The organism is Azospirillum palustre (assembly GCF_002573965.1).
Classification (GTDB): domain Bacteria; phylum Pseudomonadota; class Alphaproteobacteria; order Azospirillales; family Azospirillaceae; genus Azospirillum; species Azospirillum palustre.
Map to the genome: position 1 here is coordinate 159287 of NZ_PDKW01000039.1, position 25182 is coordinate 184468.

Consider the following 25182-nt stretch of genomic DNA (forward strand, 5'->3'; position numbering starts at 1 on the left):
CACCGGGCGACGGGTTCAGCGGACGAGCGCCTGCCTCGCCCACGCCACCAGTGCCGGCAGCGGCATGGCGCCGGCGGTGCGGGCGATCTCGCGGCCGCGATGGACCAGGATCAGGGACGGGATGCTGCGGATGCCGAAGCGGGCGGCGAGGTCCGGCGAGGCCTCGGTGTCGATCTTGGCGAGGCGGAGTTGCGGCTCGAGCTGGGCCGCGGCCTGGGCGAAGGCCGGCGCCATCGCGCGGCAGGGGCCGCACCAGTCGGCCCAGAAGTCGATCAGCAGGGGCAGGTCGCCACGCTCGGCATGGGCGGCGAAGCGGCGGGCGTCGAGCGCCACCGGCTTTCCTTCGAACAGCGCCTTGCCGCAGCGGCCGCATTTGCCGCCGCCGAGCCGGGCCGGAGGCACGCGGTTCAGCGTGTCGCAATGCGGGCAGGCGACGTGAAGGCTGTCGGCGCCGGATTGGGCGCCTGTGGAAGAACTGGCGGTGGGCGGCATGGCGGGGCTCCTTCCCCTGGCAGCGTTTCCACCGTCGATGTATGGGGGCGGACCCGCCCGCTCAAGATCCCCCTGTGGACGGGCGCGCCTATTCCTGCCGGCCCATCAGGCCTTCCAGCTTTGCGAAATCCACATATTGCGCCGGCCGGTCCTTCAACAGGTCCGGGGACGCCAGGGCATTCTCCCGCGCGCATTCGGCGACGTAGCGGGCCAAGAGGTCGCGCATGACCTCGGCCAAAGGCGTCTGCCGCTGGCGTGCGTAATTCTTGGCGACATCTTTGACTCTGCGATCAACGCGCAAAGAGATCGTCGCCTTCTTTGGATGAAACGGATCTCCGATCATGACGATCCTCCACCGATCTTGCTGATCCACGTTATTTGGATATGCCGGATCGGTGGTGGATACAAGGATCCATGGGAAGTCGGGCGATAAAACCTGGGGATGATAGAATGTGAATTTGTGTGGATAAAATTTTCGTCGGTTTTCTTCTCCACAGAATCTGTGGATAGATGTGTGCGCAAACTCCGAACAGAATCTTCCGCATCCTTCCGGCGGGCGCATCCGGCCTGTGGATGAGTGGGTTTGCCTATTTTTTGGGCGTATCAGGGGCGCCGGCGGTTCCCCATCCTCCGACCATCCGCAGCCGTCCGGCAGGCGAGAGGTCGGGCAGCACGAGCAGCACGGTCTGCTCCGTCAATTCGCCGATCAGGCGGCGCTTGGCGCGGGCCGCGGCGATCGCGGCGTTCAGGGAGTCGAAATCCACGGGCTCCGCCTGAAGCAGGCTGCGCACCCGCTGGCCCTCCTCGCGATACTCCTCGGTCAGCGCGTCATAGCGTGGGCGCAGCGGCTCGAAAATGGCGCGCAGGCGGGCGGCGTCGGCGTCGGACATGCCGGCGGCCACATGCTCGACGAAGCGGTCGGGCATCGGCCGGAAGGGCGGGGGCGCCGGCTTGCGGGTGGTGCCGACCAGCATGGCGGCCAGGAACAGGTTCAGCGCCAGCGACAGCAGCGCCAGCCGGCGCAGGCTCATCCCTTGCCGGAGGCGGGTCAGGAGGGAGGGCTGCGGGCGATGGGGGGCGGTGAAACCGCTCATCGGGGCTCTCCGTCGAACAGGGTAACGACCTCGTCGTTCAGCAGGGCCAGCTCCTGGCTGCGCGGCGCGGTGGGAAGCGGGCTGGCGAGATGGCCGGCGAACCAGCCCCCGGTCAGCCAGCCCAGCGCCAGCAGGGCGACGCAGAAGCCGGCCACCCTCCGCCGCGGCATCCGGCCGAGCAGCAGCATGACCACGCCCTCCTGCGGCACGGCCCGCGCCGCAGCGCCGACGGCGGACAGAAGGCGGGCGACGCGGGCGTCCTCTACCGGCGCCGCGGGGGCCGTCAGCAGCCGGTCGAAGGCGGCGGCGTCCTCCCGGGCGGCGCGCAGGGCGGGGGAGCGGGCGAGCGCCGCTTCGGCCTCCGCACGCAGCTCCGCCGGCCAGCGCTCTGGCGAGGCGCCGTAATCGTCGAGGTGGCGGAGGAAGTCTTCGTCGGTCATGGCATCCTCCCTCCCACGGGATCGTCGGGGCTGAGCGCCGTCTTCAGCGCGGCCCGGGCACGGGCCAGCAGCGAGGCGAAGGCGCTTTCGCCCATGGTCAGGATTTCGGCGGCCTGACGCAGGCTGAGCCCCTCCTGATGGAACAGCACGACGGCGGCGCGCTGGCGGTCGGGCAGGGCCGCCAGCGCCCGGTTGACCCGCTCGGCGGTCTGGCGCTCGGCGATGCGGGTCAGCGCGTCGGGGGTCTGGTCGGGCAGGTCGCCGGCCTCCTCCAGCGGCGACCAGCCGGGGCGGCGGCCGCGGTCGATGGCGAGGTTCATCACGATGCGGTAGAGCCAGGTGGTGAAGGCGGCGCGCCCCCCGTCCCAGCGCCCGGCATGCTGCCAGACCCGCAGGAAGGCCTCCTGCGCGATCTCGTCGGCGTCGGACGGGTTGCCGGTCATCCGCTGGGCCAGCGCCACGGCGCGGCGCATGTGGCGGGCGGCCAGACGGTCGAAGGCGGCGGCGTCGCCGCCGGCCACGCGGCCCATCAGTTCGTCGTCCGTGTCGCTCGCCTCGACCACCGGGGCTCCGCTCATGCCGTGGGCGAGAACTATGCCCAACAGGGCGGAGAGGCGCCAGCGCAGCACGGCGGGAAGAGAAAGAACCGCACCCATCCTCCGCCCCCCTATTCCGCGGGTGCTGCGATGGCGTGGCGGCGGTTGCGCCGCAGGGCCAGCCGTTCCAGCGTCAGATAGACCACCGGCGTCGTGTAGAGCGTCAGCATCTGGCTGACCAGCAGGCCGCCGATGATGGCGATGCCGAGCGGGCGGCGGATCTCGCCGCCGGTCCCGAAGTCGAAGGCGAGCGGAACGGCACCCAGCAGCGCCGCCATCGTCGTCATCATGATCGGGCGGAAGCGGACCAGCCCGGCCTCGCGGATCGCCTCCAGCGGCGTCAGGCCGCGCGTCCGCTCCGCCTCCAGGGCGAAGTCGATCATCATGATGGCGTTCTTCTTGACGATGCCGATCAGCAGGATGATGCCGATCAATGCCACGATCGACAGGTCGTAGCCGGTCAGGATCAGCGCGATCAGCGCCCCCAGCCCGGCCGACGGTAGGGTCGACAGGATGGTCAGCGGGTGGATCAGGCTTTCGTAGAGCACGCCCAGCACGATGTAGATGGTGATCAGCGCCGCCAGGATCAGCAAAGGCTGGCTGGAGGATGATTGCTGGAAGGCGCGTGCGTCGCCCTGGAAGCCGGCGCGGATGCTGGCCGGCATGCCGATGTCCTCGGCGGCGCGCTGGATCAGTTCGGTCGCCTGGGACAGCGAGACGCCGGGGGCGAGGTCGAAGGTCAGGTTGGCGACCGGGAAGCCGCTCTGGTGCTGGATGCTGGCGGCCTGGTTGCCGATGACCACGCGCGACACCGCCGACAGCGGCACCATGCCGCTGCGGCCCGCCACATAGATGCGCTTGAGGTCGTCGGGGCCGAGCGCCTCCGACGGCTCGACCTCCAGCACCACCTTGTGCTGGTTCTGCGCCAGATACATGGTCGAGACCTGCCGCTGGCCGAAGGCGTCGTAGAGCGTCGATTCCAGGGCGCTCAAGGACACGCCGAGCCGGGTGGCGGCGTCGCGGTCGACGATGACGTTGGCCTGGATGCCGCCGTTCTGGCGGTCGTTGGCGACGTCGACCAGCTCCGGCAGGGTGCGCATCTTGTCGACCAGCTTGGGCGCCCACTCGTTCAGCGCAGCGATGTCGGAATCCTGCAGGCTGTAGCGGTACTGGCTGCGGCCCTGGAAGCCGCCGACGCGGATGTCCTGCACCGGCGTCAGGTAGAGCTGCACCCCCGGCACCCGGCCGGCGCGCATGCGCAGCCGCTGGGTGACGGTGGCGAGGTCGTCGCGCTCCGCCTTCGGCTTCAGGGCGATGAAGATCTGGCCGGAATAGGTGCCGCCGGGACCGCCGCCGCCGACGGTGCCGCCGACGCTGTCCACCGCCGGGTCGCCGGCCACCGCGTCCTGAAGTGCCCGCTGGCGCGTCACCATGGCGCGGAAGGAGATGTCCGGCGGCGGGTCGCTGAAACCGATCAGCAGGCCGGTGTCCTGCTGCGGCACGAAGCCCTTCGGCACCTGCCCGTAGAGCCAGACGCTGACGCCGATGATGGCGAAGGTCGCCGCCAGCATGGTGCGGCGGTGGGCCAGCACCCAGTCCAGCCCGCCGGCATAGAGCCCGAACAGCCGGTCGCCGGCCCAGGCGAGCGCGCGGGCGAAGCGGCCGGGGGGCCTGCGCTCCGCCTCCGGCTGAAGCAGGTGGGCGCACATCATCGGGGTCAGGGTCAGCGACACCACCGCCGACACGGCGATGGCGACCGACAGCACCACGGCGAACTCGCGGAACAGCCGGCCCTGGATGCCGCCCATGAACAGGATGGGGATGAAGACGGCGACCAGCGACAGGCTGATCGACACCACGGTGAAGGCGACCTGCCGGGCGCCCTTCACCGCCGCCTCGAACGGCCTGGCGCCCTTTTCGATGTGACGGACGATGTTCTCGATGACGACGATGGCGTCGTCCACCACGAAGCCGACCGAGATGGTCAGCGCCATCAGCGAGAAATTGTCGAGGCTGTAGCCGACGATCCACATCACGCCGCAGGTGCCGGCCAGCGACAGAGGCACCGAGGCGGCCGGGATCACCGTCGCCCACAGCCGGCGCAGGAACAGCGCCATCACCATCACCACCAGCGCCACCGTGACCGCCAGCGTCTTCTGCACGTCGTCGATGGAGGCGCGGATGGTCGGCGTGCGGTCGGTGCGCACCGACAGGCTGACCCCCGGCGGCATCCAGCCGCGCAAGGTCGGCAGCTCCGCCCGGATGCGGTCGACCGTCTCCACCACGTTGGAGCCCGGCTGCTTCTGGATGTTGATCAGGATGGCGCGGTGGCCGTCCTGCCAGGCGGCGGTGCGGCTGTTCTCCGGCGCCTCGATCACGTCGGCGAGGTCGCCGAGCCGGATGGTGGCGCCGTTCTTCTCGGTCACGATCAGCCGGCGGTAGGCGTCGGCGCCGAACAGCTGGTCGCTGGCGCCGATGGACCAGGATTCATGCGTGCCGTCGAAGCTGCCCTTGGCGCCGTTGGCATTCGCCTGGGAGATGACGCTGCGGATCGACTCCAGGCTGACGCCCATGTTGGCCGCGGCGGCGGCGTTGACGCGCACGCGCACCGCCGTCTTCTCCGCCCCGTTGATCGAGACCTGGGCCACCCCCTCGATCTGGCTCAGCCGCTGGCCGATGATGCTGTCGGCGAGGTTGTAGAGGTCGGCCGGGGCCAGCGTGGTCGAGGTCATGGCGAGCGTCATCACCGGCGCGTCGGCCGGGTTGATGCGCCGCATCTTGGGTGGGCTCGGCAGGTCGGCCGGCAGGTCGCCACCCGCGGCATTGATGGCCGCCTGCACGTCGCGCGACGCCGCCTCGACATTGCGGTTCAGGTCGAACTGCACGACGACGGTGGTGCTGCCGAGCTTGCTGTTGGAGGTCATCTCCGACACGCCGGCGATGCGGGAGAGCCGGCGTTCCAGCGGCGTGGCGACGGAGGCCGCCATGGTTTCCGGGCTGGCGCCGGGCAGCGACGCGGTGACGATGATGGTGGGGAATTCCACCTGCGGCAGCGGCGCCACCGGCAGGAAGCGGTAGGCCACGGCGCCGAGGATCATCAGCCCGACCATCAGCAGCGACGTGCCGACCGGCCGCCGGATGAACAGGGCGGAGAGCGAGGCGGCCGAGGCCAGGGGGTTGGGGGAGGCCATGGCCGGCTACTCCGCCGCCGCCCGGCCGGGCGAGCGGTCGTTGCCGGGCTCGGCTGAGTCCTTCCGGCGCCAGGGCCGCAGCCAGCGGCCGAGCCGGTTGCCGAGGCGGTCCATGTAGAGATAGACCACCGGCGTGGTGTAGAGCGTCAGCACCTGGCTGAACAGAAGCCCGCCGACGATGGCGATGCCCATCGGCCGGCGCAGTTCCGACCCGGTGCCGTTCTCCAGCGCCAGCGGCAGGGCGCCGAGCAGGGCCGCCATGGTGGTCATCATGATCGGGCGGAAACGCAGAAGCGAGGCCTCGTAGATCGAGCGTTCCGGCGCCATGCCCTGGTTGCGCTCCGCCTCCAGGGCGAAGTCGATCATCATGATGGCGTTCTTCTTGACGATGCCGATCAGCAGAACGATGCCGACCAGTGCTATCAGCGACAGGTCGTGGCCGGTCGCCATCAGCGCCAGCAGGGCGCCGATGCCGGCGGACGGCAGGGTCGACAGGATGGTGATCGGGTGGATCGTGCTCTCGTACAGCACGCCCAGCACGATGTAGACCGCGACCACCGCCGCCAGGATCAGCCAGGGCTGGGTGTCGAGCGAGGACCGGAACTCGGCCGCCGTGCCGGCGAAGCGGGCGGTCGCGGTGTCGGGCATGCCGATGCTGTCGCGCGCCTGCTGGATCGCCGCCACCGCCGCCCCCAGCGAGACGCCGTGCGCCACGTTGAAGGACAGGGTGACCGACGGGAACTGGCCCTGGTGGGTGATGACCAGGGGTGCTGTCTTGCGCTGCACCGACACGATGGCGTTCAGGGGAACGACGGTGCCGCCGCTGGCCTTCACATAGATCTTGGACAGGGATGCCGGGTCCATCTGGAAGGACGGCTCGACTTCCAGGATCACGCGGTACTGGTTGGTCTGGGTGTAGATGGTCGAGACCTGACGCTGGCCGAAGGCGTCGTAGAGCGTGTCGTCGATGGCCTGGGGCAGCACATGCAGGCGGCTCGCCGCGTCGCGGTCGATGGTGAGATAGACCTGCAGGCCGTCCGGCTGCTGGTCGGTCGCCACGTCGGTCAACTCGGGACGGGCGCGCAGGGCATCGAGCAGGCGCGGGGTCCAGCTTTCCAGCTCGCGCGGGTCGGCGTCCTGCAACACATACTGGTATTGCGTGCGGCTGACCCGGCTGTCGATCTGCACGTCCTGCACCGCCTGCATGAACAGGGACACGCCCTTCAGGTCGCCGGTGGCGGCGCGCAGGCGGGCGATGATCTCCTCCGCCGAGGATCTTCGCTGGTCGCGCGGCTTCAGCGCGATGGTCAGGTTGCCGGTGTTGGTGGTGGCGTTCACCGTGCCGGTGCCGACGAAGCTCGCCACGCCCGCCACGTCGGGGTCGCGCCGCACGATGTCGGCGACCTCGCGCTGGCGCTCCGCCATCGCCTTGACCGAGATGGAGGGGGCGGCGTCGGTGACGCCGATGATGACGCCGGTGTCCTGCTGCGGCAGGAAGCCCTTGGGCACCACGTCGTAGAGGTAGAGGGTGGCGGCCAGCGTGGCGATGGTGAAGACCAGCGTCGCCGGCTGGTGGCGCAGCACGAAGCGCAGCGAGGCGGCATAGCCGTTCAGCAGCGCGTCGAAGCCGCGCTCGGTCCAGCGGAACAGGCCGTTGGGCTTGGTCTCGGCCTCCGCTTTCAGCAGGCGGGCGCACATCATCGGCGTCAGCGTCAGCGAGATCACCGCCGACACCAGCACGGCGATGGACAGCGTGATGGCGAACTCGCGGAACAGCCGGCCGACCACGCCGCCCATGAACAGCAGCGGGATGAACACCGCGATCAGCGACAGGGTCAGCGACACCACGGTGAAGCCGATCTGGCGGGCGCCCTTCAGCGCCGCCGGCAACGGCTTCTCGCCCTTCTCGATGTAGCGGACGATGTTCTCGATCATCACGATGGCGTCGTCGACGACGAAGCCGGACGCGATGGTCAGCGCCATCAGCGACAGATTGTCGAGGCTAAAGCCGCACAGCGCCATGATGCCGAAGGTGCCGATCAGCGACAGCGGCAGCGCCGCCGCCGGGATCACCGTCGCCCACGCCTTGCGCAGGAACAGGAAGATCACCAGAACCACCAGCCCGGCGGTCAGCACCAGCGTCTTCTGCACATCCACCACCGAGGCGCGGATGGTCTCGGTCCGGTCGGTCAGCACCGCCATGTGGATCTGTGGCGGCAGGCTGGCCTGGAGCGAGGGCAGCAGCTTGTGGATGCGGTCCACCGTGTCGATGATGTTGGCGCCGGGCTGGCGCAGCACGTTCAGCAGAACCGCCGGCTTGCCGTCATGCCACGCCGCCAGCCGGGTGTTCTCCACCGAATCGACCACGGTGCCGATGTCGGTCAGCCGCACCGGGCCGCCGTTCTTGTAGGCGACGATGATCGGGCGGTAGGCGGCGGCATTCTCGATCTGGTCGTTGACGCCGATGGACCAGGACTGGCGCGGGCCGTCGAAGCTGCCCTTCGGCGCGTTGACGTTGGCCTGGGTGATGGTGGTGCGCACATCCTCCAGCGTCAGGCCGAGGCCGGCGACGGCGGCCGGGTTGACCTGCACGCGGACGGCAGGGCGCAAGCCCCCCTCGATCCCGACATAGCCGACGCCGTCGACCTGGGACAGCTTCTGCGCCAGCAGCGTGTCGGCGGCGTCGCTGACGGTCTCCAGCCGCAGGGACTCCGAACTCAGCGCCAGCACCATGACCGGCGTGTCGGCCGGGTTGACCTTGTCGTAGACCGGCGGGTTCGGCAGCCCCTTGGGCAGCGTGCCCGACGCGGCGCTGATCGCCGACTGCACGTCCTGCGAGGCGGCGTCGATGTCGCGGGTCAGGTCGAATTGCAGGGTGATGACCGACAGCCCGAAGGAGCTGGTCGACACCATCGAGGAGATGCCGGCGATCTGGCCGAGCTGGCGTTCCAGGGGGGCGGTGACCGAGGAGGCCATCACGTCGGGGGCGGCGCCCGGCAGCTGGGTGGTGACGCGCACCGTCGGGAAATCGACCGTCGGCAGCGAGGAGATCGGCAGGGTGCTGTAGCCCAGCAGGCCCAGCAGCACCACCGCCAGCATCAGCAGCCCGGTGGCGACCGGCCGCAGGATGAAGGGGGCGGAGATGTTCATGAGGGCTGCCGCCCCTCACGCGGGGCGGCCTGGCCGGGAGGGGCACCGCCGTTGTGCTCGCGCTGCTGCTGCCGTTCGCGCCGCCGTTCCTCGCGCGCGGTAGGGTCCTGCGTCCTGGCGGGGGCGCCGGTGGGGGCCGCTTCCGGTGCGGCGGCGGGGGTGGAACCGGCGGGGGCCGCCGAGGCGATGGGCTCGACGATGCGGATCTTGGATCCAGGCTGCAAACGGTACTGGCCGTCCACCACCACCCGCTCGCCGGGGATCAGCCCCTCGTCGACGATCGCCTTGGTCTCCTCCTGGCGGGCGACCTTGATCGGGCGCTGCTCCACCGTCAGGTCGTCCTTGATGACATAGGCGTAGGTGCCCTGGGGGCCGCGCTGCACCACGGTCGCGGGCACGGTGGTGGCGCCGCGGCGGATGGTGGAGAGCAGGCGGACATTGACGAACTGGCCCGGCCACAGCTTCTGCGGGTCGTTGGGCATTTCGGCCTTCAGGCGGATGGTGCCGGTGCCGCTGTCGATCAGATTGTCCACCACCGACAGCTTGCCGGTGTCGAGCACGCGGCGGCCTTCGCGGTCCTGCGCCTCCACCGTCACGGGGCCCTGCGCCTGGGCGGCCAGCACCGCCTGGAGCTGTTTCTCCGGCAGGGTGAAGAGGACGGCGATGGGCTGGACCTGCGTGATGGTGGCGATGCCGGTCTGGTCGCTCGCCCGCACCACGTTGCCCTGGTCGACGTTGCGCAGGCCGATGCGGCCGCTGATCGGAGCGGTGACGGTGGTGTAGTTCAGCTGGACCTGCACCGCCTCGATGGCCGCCTCGTCGGCGCGGATCTGCGCCTCGTACTGGGCGACCAGCGCGCGCTGGGTGTCGACGGACTGGCGGGAGGCGAACTCCTTCAGGTTCATGTTGCGCTCCAGGTCGCGCCGCGCGTTGGCGAGCTGCGCCTCGTCCTGCGCCTTCTTCGCCTGGGCCTGGGCAAGCTGGGCCTGGAGCGGACGGGAATCGATGGTCGCCAGCAGGTCGCCGGCCTTGACCAGCTGGCCCTCCTGAAGCGAGACGCGCTGAAGCTCGCCATCGACGCGGGCGCGTACGGTGACCGTGTTGAAGGCCTGGACCGTGCCGATGCCGTCGAACCAGATCGGCACGTCCTCGCGCGCCACGGTGCCGGCCTGGACCGCCACCACGTTGTTGCGCGGGCCGCCCGGACCACCGCCGGGAGGGCCGCCGGGGCCGGGGGGCTGGCCCGGCTGGGTCGCCGCCGGCGGGGCCAGCTTCTGCTGAACCGCGTAACCGACGCCGCCGACCAGTCCGGCAAGAACAACGCCGGTGACCACCGGCTTCCAACGAATCGTCATGACCTGTTCCGACGCTTGTCCCGACATCCGACCGGACGGCGCATTCGGCTGTCCCTGTCTTTCTGTCCGTCCCTGATACGGGGCGGATGAGCGGATTCGTCGGGGGGCGGCGAAGATTTTTTTGCGCGGGGTCACCCGCCCTTTTGCGGCGGATCGCGGCGATGGCAGCGTTTACGGGGTGGTGTCGCCCGCCGGATCGGTGCGGTCGTTTATCAGGATCTCCGCCGCAAGGGCTTCCTCGTATCGGTCCAGATGCCGGGTGATCGCGGACTTGAGGGAATCGAAGTCCGCAGGACCATCGTCGACCAGAGCCGTCAGGCCCGGATCGGTGCGGGGCAGGCGCGACGGCAGCAAATGGGTGCGGAGTTTCTCGTAGGAGAGATAGGGGTTCTCCTGCTTCGCGGCGGCGAGGATGCCGGCGATGGTCTTGCCCCGCTCGAGGAAGGACCAAAGATCGAACAGGTCGCGCGATGTCGTCCGGCGCAGAATGAGCTGGGATTTGAGCAGGAAAATGCCGTCTGGCGGCATCGCCTTGACGCAACCCAGGCGCGACGGCTCCAGTGCGTAGGCTTCGTGCCGCTTCGGCGAATGGTCGGCGAAGAAGGTCAGCTTGACGCCGGTCTCCGCTCCGCCAGTCCGGCAGAGCCAGTCCTGCTGGGTGTCGGCAAGGTCGTCGCCGTCGTTTTCGGCATACATGCGCGCCATCTCGCTGGAGATGTCCGAGATCCGCCAGCCCTGGGCAGCGAGGCGGTCGAGAATGGCCCGGCAGCCGTCGCGCGGCAGTTGGGTTCCGGGGATGGCGAAATCGAGATCCTCGCTGCGGCGATGCCCCCATGCCAGCGCCAACGCCGTGCCCCCGACCAGCGTGAATTGACCGATCCCCGGACAGGACGAGATCGCCTCAAGCAGCCGCTTGGTTTCGCCCGGCAGGCAGTCGACGCGCAGCATCGCGGAACCCCTTCTCGATGTTGGTCAGACGATGCCGCCATTCCGACGCCAGGGCCGAAGGAACGTCCTTGTCCGCTTCCAGGCTGTCCAGAACGCGGCGCACCCGGGCGACGCCGTAGGATTTGCAAAGCCGGGCGACGTCCCTGAACGTCGGCCGGGAAAGCGTCATGGCAATCAGGTGGTCGGGGTCGAAGGTGCCGCCGGGATTGCTCCAGGCACGGTTGAAAGCAAGATGCGGTTCCCGGTCCGGCAGGATGCGGTAGAGGCCGCGCTGGATGGGTTCGATTTTCTCGGCGGCAACCAGTTTCCTGAGCGCGCGGCTGACCGTCGATGCGGACCCGTAACGCCCGACCAGCGTCCCGGACGCGACGGTCGCAATGCCGCTGCGCCGCAGGTCGTGCAGGATCCGCATCGGCAGGGTTCCGTTCATCGGCGCTGGCATGAATTGACATCCAAAGAAAATCACCAGTGAATATCAAAGTGATAGATCGCATTTGACGAGTCAAGGAGGCGCCCGTCCGCAGAGGGTGGGTGCGCTCTGTCATGGCGACCGCTCATCGGTGATGACGGCCTTCCCTCCGGACGCCCGACAAGGCAGACGCGCCCCGTTTCGAGATGCGCAGGCGGCGCGGTGCGAGTGTCGCGTCACATACGCGAATAGGTATTGAAGATAAGAATCATTTGCATTATCAGAGCCAATAACTGCGAATGATTCTTATTCGTGCCGGGGGCAATCGACGTGAAGAGACAAGTGGACGGCGGCCGGATGTCGCGAGGGGCGGCGTTCGGCGCAATGGTGCTGAGTGGGCTGATGGTGCCGGCGGTAGCGGGGGCGCAAAGCGCCGGCGGCGCCACCAGTCGCGCCGCAGTGCAGATGCCGGCGGTGACGGTGACCGGGCAGGGGGAAACGGCCCTGACGCCGGTGACCGGCTATGTCGCCAACCAGCAGGCGACCGGCACCAAGACCGATACCCCGCTGATCGAGACGCCGCAGTCGATCTCCGTCATTCCGGCCGACCAGATCCGCGACCAGAATGCCCAGACGCTGAATCAGGTGGTGCGCTACACCGCCGGCGTCACGGCGGAGACCCGCGGCGCGGTGGCGACCCGCTATGACCAGCTGAAGATCCGCGGCTTCGATGCCGACACCTATCTGAACGGGCTGAGGCTCCAGTCGCTCTATTACGCGGCACCGCAGATCGACCCCTATCTGCTGGAACGGGCGGAGGTGCTGAAGGGCCCGACCTCCGTTCTGTACGGGCAGGCGCAGCCCGGCGGCCTGATCAATCAGGTTTCCAAGCGTCCGACCGCCACCGCGCTGAACGAGGTCGGGGTCGAATACGGCACCGACAACCATTGGCGCGGCACCGCCGACTTCTCCGGTCCCATCGACAAGGACGGCAAGTTCCTCTACCGCCTGACCGCCGTCGGCCTCAGCGAGGACGGCCAGATCCGGATGACGGAGAACGAGCGCATCGCCGTCGCCCCGTCCTTCACCTGGAAGCCGGATGCCGAGACCAGCCTGACCCTGCTGGGCTTCTACCAGCATGACCCGAAGGGCAATTCCTATGGCGGCATCCCGCCGCAGGGCACGGTGCTGTCGAACCCGCTCGGCAAAATCCCGGTCGATTTCTATGACGGCGACCCGAATTACGAGAAGTTCGACCGCCGTCAGGCCTCGGTCGGCTATGCCTTCGACAAGAAGCTGGGCGACGCCTGGACCGTCCGGCTGAACGGGCGCTGGCTGAACGCCAAGGTCGCCTACGACAGCCTGTACGCCAACGGCCTCGACACCGACAACCGCAGCCTCTTCCGCGGCGTCGCCACCTCGCGGGAGGAGATGAACGCCTACGCCTTCGACAACCAGATCGAAGGGCGCTTCGCCACCGGCCCGGTCGGCCACACCGTGCTGGCCGGCGTCGATCACCAGCGGCTGGACGGCCATTACACCGCCGGCTTCGGGATGGCGCCGTCCATCGACGTGTTCAACCCGGTCTACGGCATCGCCGTCACCCCGCCGGCGGTCTACCGCACCGACATCGACGGGCGACAGACCGGCGTCTACCTCCAGGACCAGATGAAGCTGGGCGGCTTCGTCCTGACGGTCGCCGGCCGCCGCGACTGGGCGAAGACCACCTCGACCACCGCGTCGGGCAGCAGCACCCAGTCCGATCAGGCGTGGACCGGCCGCGCCGGTCTGACCTACGTCTTCGAGAACGGCATCGCCCCCTATGTCAGCTATGCCGAATCCTTCACGCCCAGCAGCGGCGTCGATTTCGGCGGCAAGCCCTTCAAGCCGGAGGAGGGGACCCAGTACGAGGTCGGCGTGAAGTACCAGCCGCCCGGCCTGAACAGCCTGTTCACCGCGGCGGTGTTCGACCTGACCCGCAGCAACCTTTTGACCAGCGATCCCGTCCACCCCGGCTTCTCCATCCAGAGCGGCGAGGCGCGGTCGCGCGGCGTCGAGCTGGAGGCCAAGGTCGGCGTCACCAAGGAGCTGGAGCTGATCGGCGCCTACACCTACCTCGACACCAAATACACCAAGGACAATGACGGGCTGGAGGGCAAGCGCCTGGCCGCGGTGCCGCGCCATCAGGCGTCGGCCTGGGCGATGTACCACATGCCGGAAGGCGCCGCGCTGACCGGCCTCGGCGTCGGCGCCGGCCTGCGCTACACCGGCAGCACGGCCAACACGGCGAACACCTTCAAGGTGCCGTCCTTCACCCTGGTCGACGCCACCGTGTCCTACGATCTGGGCGCGCTGTCGCCGAAGCTCCAGGGGGCGGAGGTCACGGTCAACGGCAAGAACCTGTTCGACAAGGAGTATGTCGCCTCCTGCTACTACGGCGAGTGGTGCGCCTACGGCTATCGGCGGACTGTGACCGCCGGCCTGCGCTACCGCTGGTAAGCCCCTTCGTGCCGTCCCTTCCCCCTTGGCAAAGGAAGCCGTCATGACGCCTGCGAGCCTGCGGGGCTGGCGCCTCGTCCACCGCTGGACCAGCCTGATCTGTTCGGCCAACCTGCTGATCCTGTGCGTCACCGGGCTGATCCTGGTGTTCCACCACGAGATCCAGCATCTGATGGGGGAGGATCTCGACAGCAGCTATACCGAGGGGCAGGCCCGCCTGCCGCTCCAGACGCTGGTCGACATCGCGCAGAAGGCTGATCCGGCGCTGGTGCCGAAGCTGCTGTCCTTCGATGCGGAGGACAAGGCGGTCAGCTACATCTACCTGGGCAAGCCGGAGGAGAGCGGTTTCGATCTGGGGCGCTGGGTGGTGCTGAACGGCTTCACCGGGGCCAACCAGATGCTGAAGCAGCCGGAGGAGACGCTGGTCGGCTTCCTCTTGAAGCTGCATGTCGACCTGTTCACCGGCTTCGCCGGCCAGATGTTCGTCGGGGTGATGGGGCTGCTGTTCGTGGTCAGCACGGTCAGCGGGCTGGTGGTCTACGGCCCCTTCATGAAGAAGCTGGCCTTCGGCATCCTGCGCTTCGGCCGGGGGACGCGGATCGGCAACATCGACCTGCACAATCTGTTCGGCGTGGCGACGCTGGTCTGGGCCTTCGTCGTCGGGCTGACCGGCGCCATCCTGTCCTTCTCGCCGCTGATCACCGGCTATTGGCAGAAGACGGAACTGGCGGCGATGACCGCCCGCCATCCGGAGCCGATGACCGGGCCGGCGGTGCCCATCGACCGGGTGGCCGCGGCCGGGCTGGCGGCCTTTCCGGGGAAGGATCTGGCCTTCATCGCCTATCCCGGCAACGAGTATGCCGGCAGCCGGCATTTCAGCGTGATCGTGCGCGGCCACACCGAACTGACGCAGCGGCTGCTCAGCGTCGCACTGGTCGATGCCGAGACCGGCGTGGTCGCCGAGGCGGCCGGCACGCCCTGGTACATGACGGTGCTGATGCTGTCGGGGCCGTTCCATTTCGGCGATTACGGCGGGCTGCCGTTGCAGATCATCTGGGCGCTGTTCACCATCGTCACCGGGGTGGTGACGGTGACCGGCTTCGTCGTCTGGCTGAAACGGCCGCGGGCGCGGTCGTTGTCTGACAGGACCGCATCGGGCGCCAAGCTGGGGAGCAAGGCATGAGCGGGGGCATGAGCGGGGTTTGGCGCATTCCGGCGGCGCTGGCCGTGCTGTCCGCCGTCGGGCTGTCCGCCGCCATCCTGGGCGACGGCATCTGGGATTGGCTGTGCTGGGCGACCCTGTCGGTGCCGCTGGCCGTCTGCGCCGTCAAGCTGTGGCGGCAGCGGCCGGGCCGGCCGGCCATGTGAGTGGAAGGGGCGAAAGGAAAGATTTTCACCTGTCAGTTTTTCTTGACGGTATGTCGGCCCACCTGTAAGTAAATCCTTACTGGTGGGTGGCGGAGCGGACATGACCTGTGGCGGCGACCAATTGCTCGAGATGCTGTCGGCGCTGGCGAACCCGCACCGGCTGCGCATCGTGGCGACGCTGAGCACCATGGGGCGGACCTATGTCAGTCAGCTGGCGCGCGAGATCGGCATCAGCCGTCCGCTTCTGCACCTTCATCTGCGGAAGCTGGAGGAGGCGGGGCTCGTCACCAGCCGGCTCGAGGTCTCTCCGGATGGAAAGGCCCTCAACTTCTTCGAAGTCGCCCCGTTCGCGATCGAGCTGACGCCCACGGCGATTGCCGAAGCCGCGCCTTCCCTGACCGCAACCAGCAGACATTCCGACTCCTGAAGGAGCGCCCGATGACCGGCAGAGAATCCTATTTCCTTCTCGTTACGATCCTCGTCCTGGTGACGATCCTCCTGATTTTCGCGATGAAGTATTTTTCGTCGGCCCGTCGGGGCCGGGCACAGACCGCCGGCGAGGCGGCATACCGCGACCTTGCCGAAAAGACGCTCAAGGCGCAGGAGGAACTGACCGCGGCCCTGGTTTCGATCAGGGGCAGCGTCACGCAGATCGAGGGCCGGCTCGCCGGGGTGGAAAAAGTCCTGAAGGACGTCGGGTGATGGCGCCGCAGTTCGGCAGCGAAAAAGCCGGCAGCGAAGAGCGCAGGCAGATGCTGCAGATGCGGACGGCCTGCCTCGTAGAAGGCGGCACGCTGATCCTCCTGCTCTTCGTGGCCGTGCCGTTGAAGCATCTCGCCGGTTTTCCCGGCGCGGTGAAGGCGATGGGGCCAGTCCACGGCCTCGCCTTCCTGACCTACTTCTGGATGCTGACCAGGATGGTGTCGTCCGGTGGCTGGTCCCGGGGCGAGACGATCAAGCTGTTCGCTGCCGCCATGGTGCCCTTTGGCGCCTTCTTCAGCGCGCGCACCCTGACCCGGCGGGCGGCGCTCGCCTCCCCCCCGTGAGGCGTGGCCATGATCTACCTGTGGCTGAAGGCGTTCCACATCGTCTCGGTAACGGTCTGGATCGGCGGGATGTTCGTCGCGGCCATCGCCGTGGCAGCCCTGTCCGCCCCGAAAAGCCTGCCCGGCGCGCCTGGGCCTGTCGGCATCGCCCAGCCTGACATCATCGGGGCGGTGCGGCGTTGGGACCGTTGGGCGACCTCTCCGGCAATGCTGCTGGCCTGGCTCTTCGGGCTGGCGGTGGCGACCGAAGGCGGCTGGTTCGGGGCACGCTGGCTGATGATGAAGCTGGTGTTCGTCGTCGCCCTGTCCGGCCTGCACGGGATTCTGTCGGGCACGCTCCGCAAACTTGCCCGGCCCGATGGGCGGCCTTCGCCGGCATCGGGCCACGCGCTGCCGGTCATCGTCGGCGCGGTCGTCGTGATTGTGCTTCTCGTGGTCCTGAAACCGCTTTGACGGGCTGTCCTGTATCACGCCCCCCATCACGCCCGGATTATGACGGCTGCCGATCCGGCTCCGACACGCTCCTCATCATGGCGATGAAGCCCGACGGCGCGTCGTCGCCCAGGCAGAGCTCCAGCATCCGATGGGCGTCCACGGCTTCCAGGGCGGCGCGGGCGAACATCGGCTCCTCATAGGCAGCAAGCGCCGCTTCGACGTCCCCGGGGTGCCGAACCAGGGCGTCGGCCAGTTCGGCGCCGTCCAGCATCGCCAGATTGGCACCTTCGCCGGACGGCGGCATCAGATGCGCGGCATCTCCCAGCAGCGTCACGCCGGGAACCCGCCGCCATCGGTGTCCGATGGGAAGGGCGTGGACCATGCGGGGAACCGGGGGCGTGTCGCTCCCGGTGATGAGGGCGGTCAGCTCCGGCGCCCAGCCGTCGAACTCCGCCGCGACAAGACCCTTCGCCGCCGGATCGGCGAAGTCGATCCCGGCGAACCATTCCGCCGGCCGTTTCAGCTCGACATAGACATGCAGCACGTCTCCGGCCTCCCGATGGGCGAAGATGGCTCTGCCCGGCGAGAGGGCGAACATCGCTCCGGCGCCGACCGCCGCCGCGGGTCGGGGATGCCGGTTGTCCACATCGTGCAGGTACGTCTCGATGAAGGTCGCGCCGGCATAGCGGGGCGTGGCGTCGGACAGCAGCGGCCTCACCCTGGACCATGCGCCGTCCGCTCCGACGAGAAGGCCGGCGACCGCAGTGCTTCCATCCGCGAACAGGACCTCGTGCCGCCCATCGCCGAGGGGCGAGGCGCCGGCAAGTTTCTTGCCCCACCGCACCGTGCCCTCCGGCAGGGAATCGAGGAGCAGCCTGCGCAGAGCGCCGCGCAGGACTTCGGGGCGCCTGTTCTGCCCGTCGTCGGGCATGTCGAGGAGGACGGCGCCGGTGCGGTCCAGCACGCGCGTCGCCTCCGCACCTTCGTGGATGATCGACCGGAACGCCTCGGTGAGGCCGGCGGCGGCGAGCGCGCGCTGGCCGTTGTGGTCGTGGATGTCGAGCTGGCCGCCCTGGGTCCGGCTTTCCGTCCCGGCCTCCGCCTCGTAGACGATTGAGGGGATGCCATGGACATGGAGGATGCGGGCCAGCGTCAGTCCACCCAATCCAGCACCGATGATGACGACGGCTTGCTCCATGGCGCTTTCTCCCTGCTCTGGAACGGCGTTCCATGACTATTCATTGGAACGTTGTTCCAGGCATGTCAAGATGAGACATGGACCCAAGACCAAAGACTCCCGAGCGGCGGGAGGATGCGCTTTCCAGGGAGCGGATCGTTGCATCCGCCATCGGGCTTCTCGATGAGGAGGGGGAGCGCGCCCTGACCTTCCGCGCGCTGGCGAACCGGCTGTCAACCGGAAGCGGGGCGATCTACTGGCATATCCCGGACAAGGACGCGCTGCTTTCCGCGGCAACCGAGACCGTGCTGTCCCGTGCGCTGGCCGGAATCGCCGGCGGGTCCGATCCGGCGGACACCCTGCGCGCCATCGCCTTGAGCGTCTTCGATGCCATCGAGGTGCATCCATGGGTGGGCACCCAGCTCGCCAGGGAACCGTGGCAGCCGGCCATGGTGGAGGTTTTCGAGCGCAGCAGCGCGCAGTTCGATCTGCTGGGCGTTCCGCGCGGGTCGCTTTTCCACTGCGTGTCGGCGTTCGTCCAGTATCTCCTGGGCAGCGCCGCGCAGACCGCGGCTGCGGCGCGCCACAAGTTCCGCGCGTCGGAGCGGCCGGCCGTCCTTGCCGCAATCGTCGAGCGCTGGACCCGGCGCGATCCTGGGGAATACCCGTTCGTTCACCTGCTGGCGGAGCAGGTGCGGACGCATGACGAGCGGGAGGCGTTCCTCGCCGGCCTCGACCTGATCCTGGCGGGGGCGAAACCCGCGCGGTGACGCCGCGAAGTCAAAAATGGAGCGGCGGCGAGGCGGCGTCCCGCCGTCCTCGCCGCCGCTCGATTTTACCGACAGATTTTCACTTCATGGACGGGAAGGCGAACTGGGCGCCTTCGCGGACGCCGCCGGTCGGCCAGCGCTGGGTCACGGTCTTGCGGCGGGTGTAGAAGCGAACGCCGTCCGGACCGTAGGCCGAAAGATCGCCGAACAGCGACCGCTTCCAGCCGCCGAAGCTGTGATAGGCCACCGGAACCGGCAGCGGCACGTTGATGCCGACCATGCCGACCTTGATCATGTCGCTGAAATAGCGGGCGGCCTCGCCGTCGCGGGTGAACAGGCAGGTGCCGTTGCCGTATTCGTGGGCGTCGATCAGGTCCATGCCCTCCTGCATCGTCTTGACCCGGACGAGGCAGAGCACCGGCCCGAAGATCTCCTCGCGGTAGATGGTCATGTCCGGGGTGACGCGGTCGAACAGGCAGCCGCCCAGGAAATTGCCGTTCTCATGGCCGGGCACCACCAGCCCGCGGCCGTCCACCGCCAGCTCGGCGCCCTCGGCGACGCCCTGGTCGACGTAGGCCTTCACCTTCTCGTAATGGGCGCGGGTGACCAGCGGCCCCATCTCGCAGCCGGCCGAGGTGCCGGCGCCGACCTTGAGGTCGCGGAGCGCCACCGACAGCTTGTCCTTCAGCCGGTCGGCCACCTCGTCGCCCACCGCCACCACGACGGAGATCGCCATGCAGCGCTCGCCGCAGGAGCCGTAGGCCGCCCCCATCAGCGCGCTCACCGCGTTGTCGAGGTCTGCATCCGGCATGACGATGGCGTGGTTCTTGGCCCCGCCCAACGCCTGCACCCGCTTTCCATGGGCGGTGGCGGTCGCGTAGACATATTCGGCGATGGGGGTGGAGCCGACGAAGCTGACGCCCTGCACGCGCGGGTCGGTCAGCAGCGTGTCCACCGCCTCCTTGTCGCCGTTGACGACGTTCAGCACGCCCGGCGGCAGCCCGGCCTCTTCGGCCAGCTGGGCGACGTAGAGAGCGGCGCTGGGGTCGCGCTCCGACGGCTTGAGGATGAAGGTGTTCCCGCAGGCGATGGCGATGGGGTACATCCACAGCGGGACCATCGCCGGGAAATTGAAGGGCGTGATGCCGGCGACGACGCCCAGCGGCTGGAACTCCGACCAGCTGTCGATGCTGGGGCCGACATTCTTGGAGAACTCGCCCTTCAGCAGCTCCGGCACGCCGCAGGCATATTCGACATTCTCGATGCCGCGGGTCAGCTCGCCGAAGGCGTCGTCCAGCACCTTGCCGTGTTCCTGGGTGATGAGCGCGCAGACGCGCTGCGCATTCTCCTCCAGCAGCTGCTTGAAGCGGAACATGACGCGGGCGCGCTTGGCCGGCGGCGTCGCGCGCCAGGCCGGGAAGGCGGCCTCGGCGGCGGATATCGCCTCCTCGACCGTCTTGCGGCTGGCGAGCGCCACCTGACCGGCGATCTCGCCGGTGGCGGGATTGACGATGTCGGCGGTGCGGCTGTCGGCCGGGGCGTCGGTCTTGCCGCCGATCAGGTGCGGAACGATGGGCATTGGGCTTTTCCCGAAATGTCGCGTGTGGAGGTTCTTACGCCGTCGCCTGGATCGCGTCGGCGACGACGTTGAACAGCCGGTCGAGATCCTCGCGCTCGCTGATGAAATGCGGGCCGAACTGGAGGGTGTCGCCGCCGTAGCGCACGTAATAGCCGGCGTCCCAGCACTTCATGGCGATCTCGTAGGGCCGGCGCGCCGGCTCGCCCGGCAGGGCTGCGATGGTGACGGCGCCGGCAAGGCCGCAGTTGCGGATGTCGGCGACGTTCTTCAGCCCCTTCAGCCCGTGGATCAGCCCTTCGAAATGCGGCATCAGCGCCGCCGCCTTGTCGGCCAGCTTCTCGCGCTCGAACAGCTCCAGCGCGGCCAGACCGGCGGCGCAGGCGACCGGGTGGGCGGAGTAGGTGTAGCCGTGCGGGAACTCCACCAGATACTCGGGCCCGCCATTGTCCATGAAGGTCTGGTAGATCTCATGGCTGGCAACCACCGCGCCCATCGGCACCGCGCCGTTGGTCAGGCCCTTGGCGACGTTCATGATGTCGGGGACCACGCCGAAGTAATCGGCGCCGAAGGCGGTGCCCATGCGGCCGAAGCCGGTGATCACCTCGTCGAAGATCAGCAGGATGCCGTGCTTGGTGCAGATCTCGCGCAGGCGCTGGAGATAGCCCTTGGGCGGCGGCAGCACGCCGGCCGACCCGGCCATCGGCTCCACCACCACCGCGGCGATGTTGGAGGCGTCGTGCAGCGCCACCAGATCCTCCAGCGCGTCGGCCAGATGGGCGCCCTCGTCCGGCATGCCCTTGGTGAACAGGTTCTGCGGCAGCAGGGTGTGCGGCAGATGGTCGGCATCGACGCCGGTGCCGAACAGCTTGCGGTTGCCGACGATGCCGCCCAGGCTGGTGCCGCCGAAATTGACGCCGTGATAGCCCTTCACCCGGCCGATCAGCTTGGTCTTGGCCGGCTGGCCCTTCATCCGCCAATAGGCCCGCGCCATCTTCAGCGAGGTGTCGGCGGCCTCCGACCCGGAATTGACGAAGAAGACATGGTCGAGGCCGGCCGGCGTCATCGAGGCCAGCTTGTGCGCCAGCTTGAAGGCGGCGGTGTGGCCGTGCTGGAAGGCCGGGCTGTAGTCGAGCGTGGCGATCTGCTGCGCCACCGCGTCGGCGATCTCGCGGCGGCAATGGCCGGCGCCGCTGCACCACAGGCCGGACAGGCTGTCATAGATCTTGCGGCCCTGCGCGTCCCAGTACCAGGCGCCCTCCGCCTTCGTCATGATGCGCGGGTTCTTCTTGAACTCGCGGTTGGCGGTGAAGGGCATCCAGTGCGCGTCAAGCTCCTCGCGCGTCAGTCCGGCAGCCGTGCCCAGGGCATCGGCGTGGGCATGGGCGTGGTCGTTGTCGAGGGGGGCCATCCGCTGTTCTCCCGGTTTGGTTTGGGGGGCGCATATGTCAGGGCTGCTGTCTGTGGTCAGTGTGAGCGGTTCCCGGTTGCCATCAAATCCAAAGTGGAAGAACTTCACGTAAGCATCCGCTTAACTTTCCCGCTCAACTTTTCCAGGCGACAGCATGAGCAAGCCGGCCCGGTCGATGGCCCCGATCAGCGATGCCGACATCCGGCTGCTGCGCGTGTTCCGGACGGTGGTGGAGTGCGGCGGCTTCTCCGCCGCCGAGGTGGAGCTGAACATCAGCCGCGCCGCGATCAGCCAGCATATGGCCGATCTGGAGCGCCGGCTCGGGCTGACGCTGTGCTGGCGCGGGCGGGCGGGCTTCCGGCTGACGGAGGAGGGGCGGCTGGCCTATGAGGCGAGCTTGCGCCTGCTCGCCAGCACCGAGAGCTTCCGCAGCGAGATCAACACGGTCCACCGCCGCCTGCGCGGCGAATTGAACATCGGCATCACCGACAACCTCGTCACCATGCCGCAGATGCGGGTGACCCACGCGCTGCGCGGCCTGAAGCAGCTGGCGCCGGAGGTCCGCGTCAACATCCGCATGATCCCGCCCAACGAAATCGAGCGCGGCGTGCTGGACGGGCAGCTGCATGTCGGCGTCGTCCCGGTCCGCCGGGGGCTGCCGGGGCTGGCCGGCCTGCCGCTCTACAGCGAGGAATCGCTGCTCTATTGCGGCGACGGCCATCCGCTGTTCGACCATCCCGAGGACGCGGTGACGCGCGAGGATGTCGAGGCGGCCGACGCGGTGGCGCCGACCCAGGCGCAGCTTCCCCACGAGCTGAACAACACCGCGACCGCCACCGACCGCGAGGGGGTGGCGTTCCTGATCCTGACCGGATGCTATGTCGGCTTCCTGCCCATCCATTACGCGCGGCAATGGGTCGAGCGCGGCATGATGCGGGCGCTGCTGCCCGGCACCTACCGCCATGCCCTGGAGTTCCAGGTGGTGACCAAGAAGGGCGCCCAGCCCAATCTGGTGCTGGACCGCTTCCTGGAAGTCCTGCGCGGCAGCGGGACCGGCGTTTAAGGTTTCAGGCGCCGTCCGGCTGCGGGCTTGGCATTCAGCTCTTCCTCGCCCAGCGCGTGCAGGACGGCACCGGCGGCCAGGGTGCGTTCCTCCTCGCCGATCTGCATCGTCACCGGGTCGCCGGTGGGGGTGGTGGTCGCCGTCGCCTCGCCGGCGAAACGGACCGTCACCTCGCGGTTGGCGAAGCGGATGCCCTCGCGGCGGAACAGGGTGTTGAGTTCCTGATAGACCCGCTTGCGGATCTCCCACTGGTCGCCGGGCCGGGTCATGAACTTGACGCGGAGGATCATCGCGGAGTCCTCCATCTGGATGACGCCCTGCGATTTCAGCGGCTGGAGGAATTTCGGCCCCAGGTCGGGGTCGTCGAGCAGCATCTGGCCAAGCTGCTTGATGTGCTTGCGCACCTTCTCGACGTCGGTGTCGTAGGTGATGCGCAGCGGCAGCTTCATGATCACCCAGTCGCGCGAATAGTTGGTCAGCTGGTGGATCTCGCCGAAGGGGACGGTGTGCAGCGGGCCGCGATGGTGGCGCAGCTGCATCGAACGCACCGAGATCTTCTCCACCGTGCCGCGGATGGCGCCGATCTCGATGTACTCGCCCTTGCGGAAGGCGTCGTCGATCAGGAAGAAGGCGCCGGAAAAGATGTCGCGGATCAGCGTCTGCGCGCCGAAGCCGATGGCGATGCCGGCCACACCCGCCCCGGCGAACAGCGGCGCGATGTTGACGCCCAGATCCATCAGGACGCTGAGCAGGATGGCGCCGAGGATCGACAGCAGGATGAAGTTGCGCACCAGCGGCAGCAGCGTCGCCAGCCGGCTGGCCGAGCCGTGGCCGCTGCCCTCGTCGCCGGGAATGACGCCGGGGGTCGGACCTTCCTCGGCGATCCGGCGGTCGATCCAGATGCGGACGCCGTGATAGGCGACATAGCCGATCAGGCAGACCGTCATGATGCTGATGAGCTTGTCCGCCGCATCGCCGTGCATGCGCGGGATGTTCCACACCGACAGGGTCACCGCCACCCCGGCGGCGGCGGCGAGGATGCCGGCCACCCGCCGGGCCAGCGCCTCGTAGCTGTCGATGGTCGCCGGCCTGGGAGCGTCGGGGAACGGGCCGTCGCCGTCCGGCGCCCCCTCCCGGCTTTCCTCCAACGGCCGCCACAGGGTGCGGCGATGGTGGAACAGCCATTCGGTGGCATAGGTGACGGTGGCATAGACGGCGAGGATCGCCGCGGCGACGGCGTAGGCGCCGAGCAGCAGCGGCAGTTCGGTCGGCCAGCCCAGGATCAGGCGGTTGACCAGCGTCGCCAGGGCATAGGCGAAATAGACCAGCACCGCCGGAAACCACAGGCGCAGGGTCAGCCGTTCCAGCGGCGCCACCGTCGCCGCCGGCCGCCCGGCCAGGAAGGCGCGCTCGACCGTCTGGCGGTTGGCATAGAGCGCGCCGACCGTCGCCAGCACGGTGAGCAGCCCGAACAGCGCGACCAGCACCGCGTGCGGATCGTAGGGCATGCCCAGCGCCTCCAGCCAGATGGTGCCGATCATCAGGGCGACGCCCAAGGCGCCGCTGGCGGTCAGGTCGCGCCGCAGCCGGCGCACCGCCGGGGCCACGCCGGCATCCGCCGCCGCCCCGGGCGGCATCACCAGCCGCCAGAACAGGGCGATGGCCCAGACCAGCAGATAGCCGGCCCCGGCGAGGATGACCGTCTTCTCGGTCATCGGCGTCGGCTCCGGCACCAGCGCGGTGGCGAGCCCGAACCCGATCAGCGTGGCGAGCAGCATGCCGACCAGCGTCAGCAGCGCGTGCGCCACCAGACGGGGAAAGCGGGCGGCCAGGATGGAGCCGCCCGGCCTCGGCTCGGCCGGGGGCGGCAGCAGGCGGCGGGCGACCGGCCGCTGATAGAGCAGATGCTGCACCCCATGGCCGGCCGCCATCAGGGCGAAGGTCAGGGCGATGACCTGCAGGAAATAGGCGGGCTCGCCGGTCGGGCTCTGGGCCTTCAGGGTGGCGACGATGGCCGACGGGATCGCGGGCGTGGCGCGCAGCCGCTTGGCGAGCTTGCCGCGGAACCCCGCCATGCGGTCGCGCCCCTCGCTGAGCATCAGCATCATCATGCCGTCGGCCGCGCTGGCGGCTGCGGAGGACGGGGCGGGTGTGGCGGGGAC

The 25182-nt window shown here is 68.8% G+C and carries 23 protein-coding genes; 9 read left to right on the forward strand and 14 right to left on the reverse strand.

Going from position 1 to position 25182, the window contains the following annotated elements; translation table 11 throughout:
- Positions 1 to 15 precede the first annotated feature (15 nt).
- The 10 genes from trxC to CRT60_RS06960 form a co-directional block, all read right to left on the reverse strand.
- A complete protein-coding gene (gene trxC / locus CRT60_RS06920) occupies positions 16 to 492 on the reverse strand; it encodes a thioredoxin TrxC (protein WP_098735702.1) in 477 nt (158 codons plus the stop codon).
- Positions 493 to 580: 88 nt separating this feature from the next.
- The gene (locus CRT60_RS36405) at positions 581 to 835 is read right to left on the reverse strand and encodes a hypothetical protein (RefSeq protein WP_109048527.1); all 255 of its coding nucleotides are present in this window, start codon (positions 833 to 835) and stop codon (positions 581 to 583) included.
- 244 nt (positions 836 to 1079) lie between these two features.
- The gene (locus CRT60_RS06925) at positions 1080 to 1586 is read right to left on the reverse strand and encodes a periplasmic heavy metal sensor (RefSeq protein WP_098735703.1); all 507 of its coding nucleotides are present in this window, start codon (positions 1584 to 1586) and stop codon (positions 1080 to 1082) included.
- A complete protein-coding gene (locus tag CRT60_RS06930) occupies positions 1583 to 2026 on the reverse strand; it encodes a hypothetical protein (RefSeq protein ID WP_098735704.1) in 444 nt (147 codons plus the stop codon). The genes CRT60_RS06925 and CRT60_RS06930 overlap by 4 nt, the downstream gene beginning before the upstream one ends.
- Positions 2023 to 2682, reverse strand: coding sequence for an RNA polymerase sigma factor (locus CRT60_RS06935; protein WP_244592327.1), 660 nt, complete (start codon positions 2680 to 2682; stop codon positions 2023 to 2025). The genes CRT60_RS06930 and CRT60_RS06935 overlap by 4 nt, the downstream gene beginning before the upstream one ends.
- Positions 2683 to 2693: 11 nt before the next feature.
- On the reverse strand, positions 2694 to 5813 hold the full coding sequence (locus CRT60_RS06940) for an efflux RND transporter permease subunit (protein ID WP_098735705.1): 3120 nt from the start codon (positions 5811 to 5813) through the stop codon (positions 2694 to 2696).
- Positions 5814 to 5819: 6 nt separating this feature from the next.
- The gene (locus CRT60_RS06945; RefSeq protein ID WP_098735706.1) at positions 5820 to 8963 is read right to left on the reverse strand and encodes a multidrug efflux RND transporter permease subunit; all 3144 of its coding nucleotides are present in this window, start codon (positions 8961 to 8963) and stop codon (positions 5820 to 5822) included.
- Entirely contained in the window at positions 8960 to 10318 is a 1359-nt protein-coding gene (locus CRT60_RS06950; protein WP_098735707.1) for an efflux RND transporter periplasmic adaptor subunit, read from the reverse strand. Before CRT60_RS06950 ends, CRT60_RS06945 begins: the two co-directional genes overlap by 4 nt.
- Positions 10319 to 10489: 171 nt before the next feature.
- A complete protein-coding gene (locus CRT60_RS06955; RefSeq protein WP_098735708.1) occupies positions 10490 to 11266 on the reverse strand; it encodes a nucleotidyl transferase AbiEii/AbiGii toxin family protein in 777 nt (258 codons plus the stop codon).
- Complete coding sequence (locus CRT60_RS06960) at positions 11220 to 11708, reverse strand: hypothetical protein (protein WP_143273150.1); 489 nt, start codon at positions 11706 to 11708, stop codon at positions 11220 to 11222. The genes CRT60_RS06955 and CRT60_RS06960 overlap by 47 nt, the downstream gene beginning before the upstream one ends.
- A 297-nt stretch (positions 11709 to 12005) precedes the next feature.
- On the opposite strand from CRT60_RS06960, the gene CRT60_RS06965 reads away from it, so the two are divergent.
- The 7 genes from CRT60_RS06965 (at position 12006) to CRT60_RS06995 (ending at position 17041) form a co-directional block, all read left to right on the forward strand.
- A complete protein-coding gene (locus tag CRT60_RS06965) occupies positions 12006 to 14174 on the forward strand; it encodes a TonB-dependent siderophore receptor (RefSeq protein WP_244592328.1) in 2169 nt (722 codons plus the stop codon).
- Positions 14175 to 14217: 43 nt separating this feature from the next.
- The gene (locus CRT60_RS06970) at positions 14218 to 15357 is read left to right on the forward strand and encodes a PepSY-associated TM helix domain-containing protein (protein ID WP_098735711.1); all 1140 of its coding nucleotides are present in this window, start codon (positions 14218 to 14220) and stop codon (positions 15355 to 15357) included.
- Between the two features lie 8 nt (positions 15358 to 15365).
- Positions 15366 to 15542 (forward strand): hypothetical protein, encoded by a 177-nt coding sequence (locus CRT60_RS36410; protein ID WP_167421644.1) that lies wholly within the window; start codon positions 15366 to 15368, stop codon positions 15540 to 15542.
- Positions 15543 to 15642: 100 nt separating this feature from the next.
- Complete coding sequence (locus CRT60_RS06980; protein WP_098735713.1) at positions 15643 to 15969, forward strand: ArsR/SmtB family transcription factor; 327 nt, start codon at positions 15643 to 15645, stop codon at positions 15967 to 15969.
- A gap of 11 nt (positions 15970 to 15980) precedes the next feature.
- A complete protein-coding gene (locus CRT60_RS06985; RefSeq protein ID WP_098735714.1) occupies positions 15981 to 16244 on the forward strand; it encodes a hypothetical protein in 264 nt (87 codons plus the stop codon).
- Positions 16244 to 16588, forward strand: coding sequence for a DUF3817 domain-containing protein (locus CRT60_RS06990; protein WP_244592329.1), 345 nt, complete (start codon positions 16244 to 16246; stop codon positions 16586 to 16588). The genes CRT60_RS06985 and CRT60_RS06990 overlap by 1 nt, the downstream gene beginning before the upstream one ends.
- 9 nt (positions 16589 to 16597) lie before the next feature.
- Complete coding sequence (locus CRT60_RS06995) at positions 16598 to 17041, forward strand: CopD family protein (protein ID WP_098735716.1); 444 nt, start codon at positions 16598 to 16600, stop codon at positions 17039 to 17041.
- A 37-nt stretch (positions 17042 to 17078) separates the two neighbouring features.
- Here CRT60_RS06995 and CRT60_RS07000 read toward each other — a convergent pair whose 3' ends face one another.
- On the reverse strand, positions 17079 to 18221 hold the full coding sequence (locus CRT60_RS07000; RefSeq protein WP_098735717.1) for an FAD-dependent oxidoreductase: 1143 nt from the start codon (positions 18219 to 18221) through the stop codon (positions 17079 to 17081).
- Between the two features lie 77 nt (positions 18222 to 18298).
- Here CRT60_RS07000 and CRT60_RS07005 point away from each other — a divergent pair, with 77 nt between their 5' ends.
- Positions 18299 to 18970 carry a TetR/AcrR family transcriptional regulator gene (locus CRT60_RS07005; protein WP_098735718.1) on the forward strand — a complete coding sequence of 224 codons (672 nt, stop codon included), beginning with the start codon at positions 18299 to 18301 and terminating at the stop codon, positions 18968 to 18970.
- 79 nt (positions 18971 to 19049) lie between these two features.
- Here the strand turns inward: CRT60_RS07005 and CRT60_RS07010 are convergent, their stop codons facing one another.
- Both CRT60_RS07010 and aptA read right to left on the reverse strand, forming a co-directional pair.
- Positions 19050 to 20549, reverse strand: a complete 1500-nt coding sequence (locus CRT60_RS07010) for a CoA-acylating methylmalonate-semialdehyde dehydrogenase (protein ID WP_098735719.1) — start codon at positions 20547 to 20549, stop codon at positions 19050 to 19052.
- Positions 20550 to 20583: 34 nt separating this feature from the next.
- Positions 20584 to 21957, reverse strand: a complete 1374-nt coding sequence (aptA, locus tag CRT60_RS07015; RefSeq protein ID WP_098735720.1) for an omega-aminotransferase AptA — start codon at positions 21955 to 21957, stop codon at positions 20584 to 20586.
- 154 nt (positions 21958 to 22111) lie between these two features.
- Here aptA and CRT60_RS07020 point away from each other — a divergent pair, with 154 nt between their 5' ends.
- Positions 22112 to 23020 carry a LysR family transcriptional regulator gene (locus tag CRT60_RS07020; protein WP_098735721.1) on the forward strand — a complete coding sequence of 303 codons (909 nt, stop codon included), beginning with the start codon at positions 22112 to 22114 and terminating at the stop codon, positions 23018 to 23020.
- On the opposite strand, the gene CRT60_RS07025 is transcribed toward CRT60_RS07020, so the two are convergent.
- Positions 23017 to 25182, reverse strand: a 2166-nt coding sequence (locus CRT60_RS07025) for a mechanosensitive ion channel family protein (RefSeq protein WP_098735722.1), incomplete at its 5' end; no start/stop codon positions are given. The two genes, CRT60_RS07020 and CRT60_RS07025, sit on opposite strands and share 4 nt — an antisense overlap.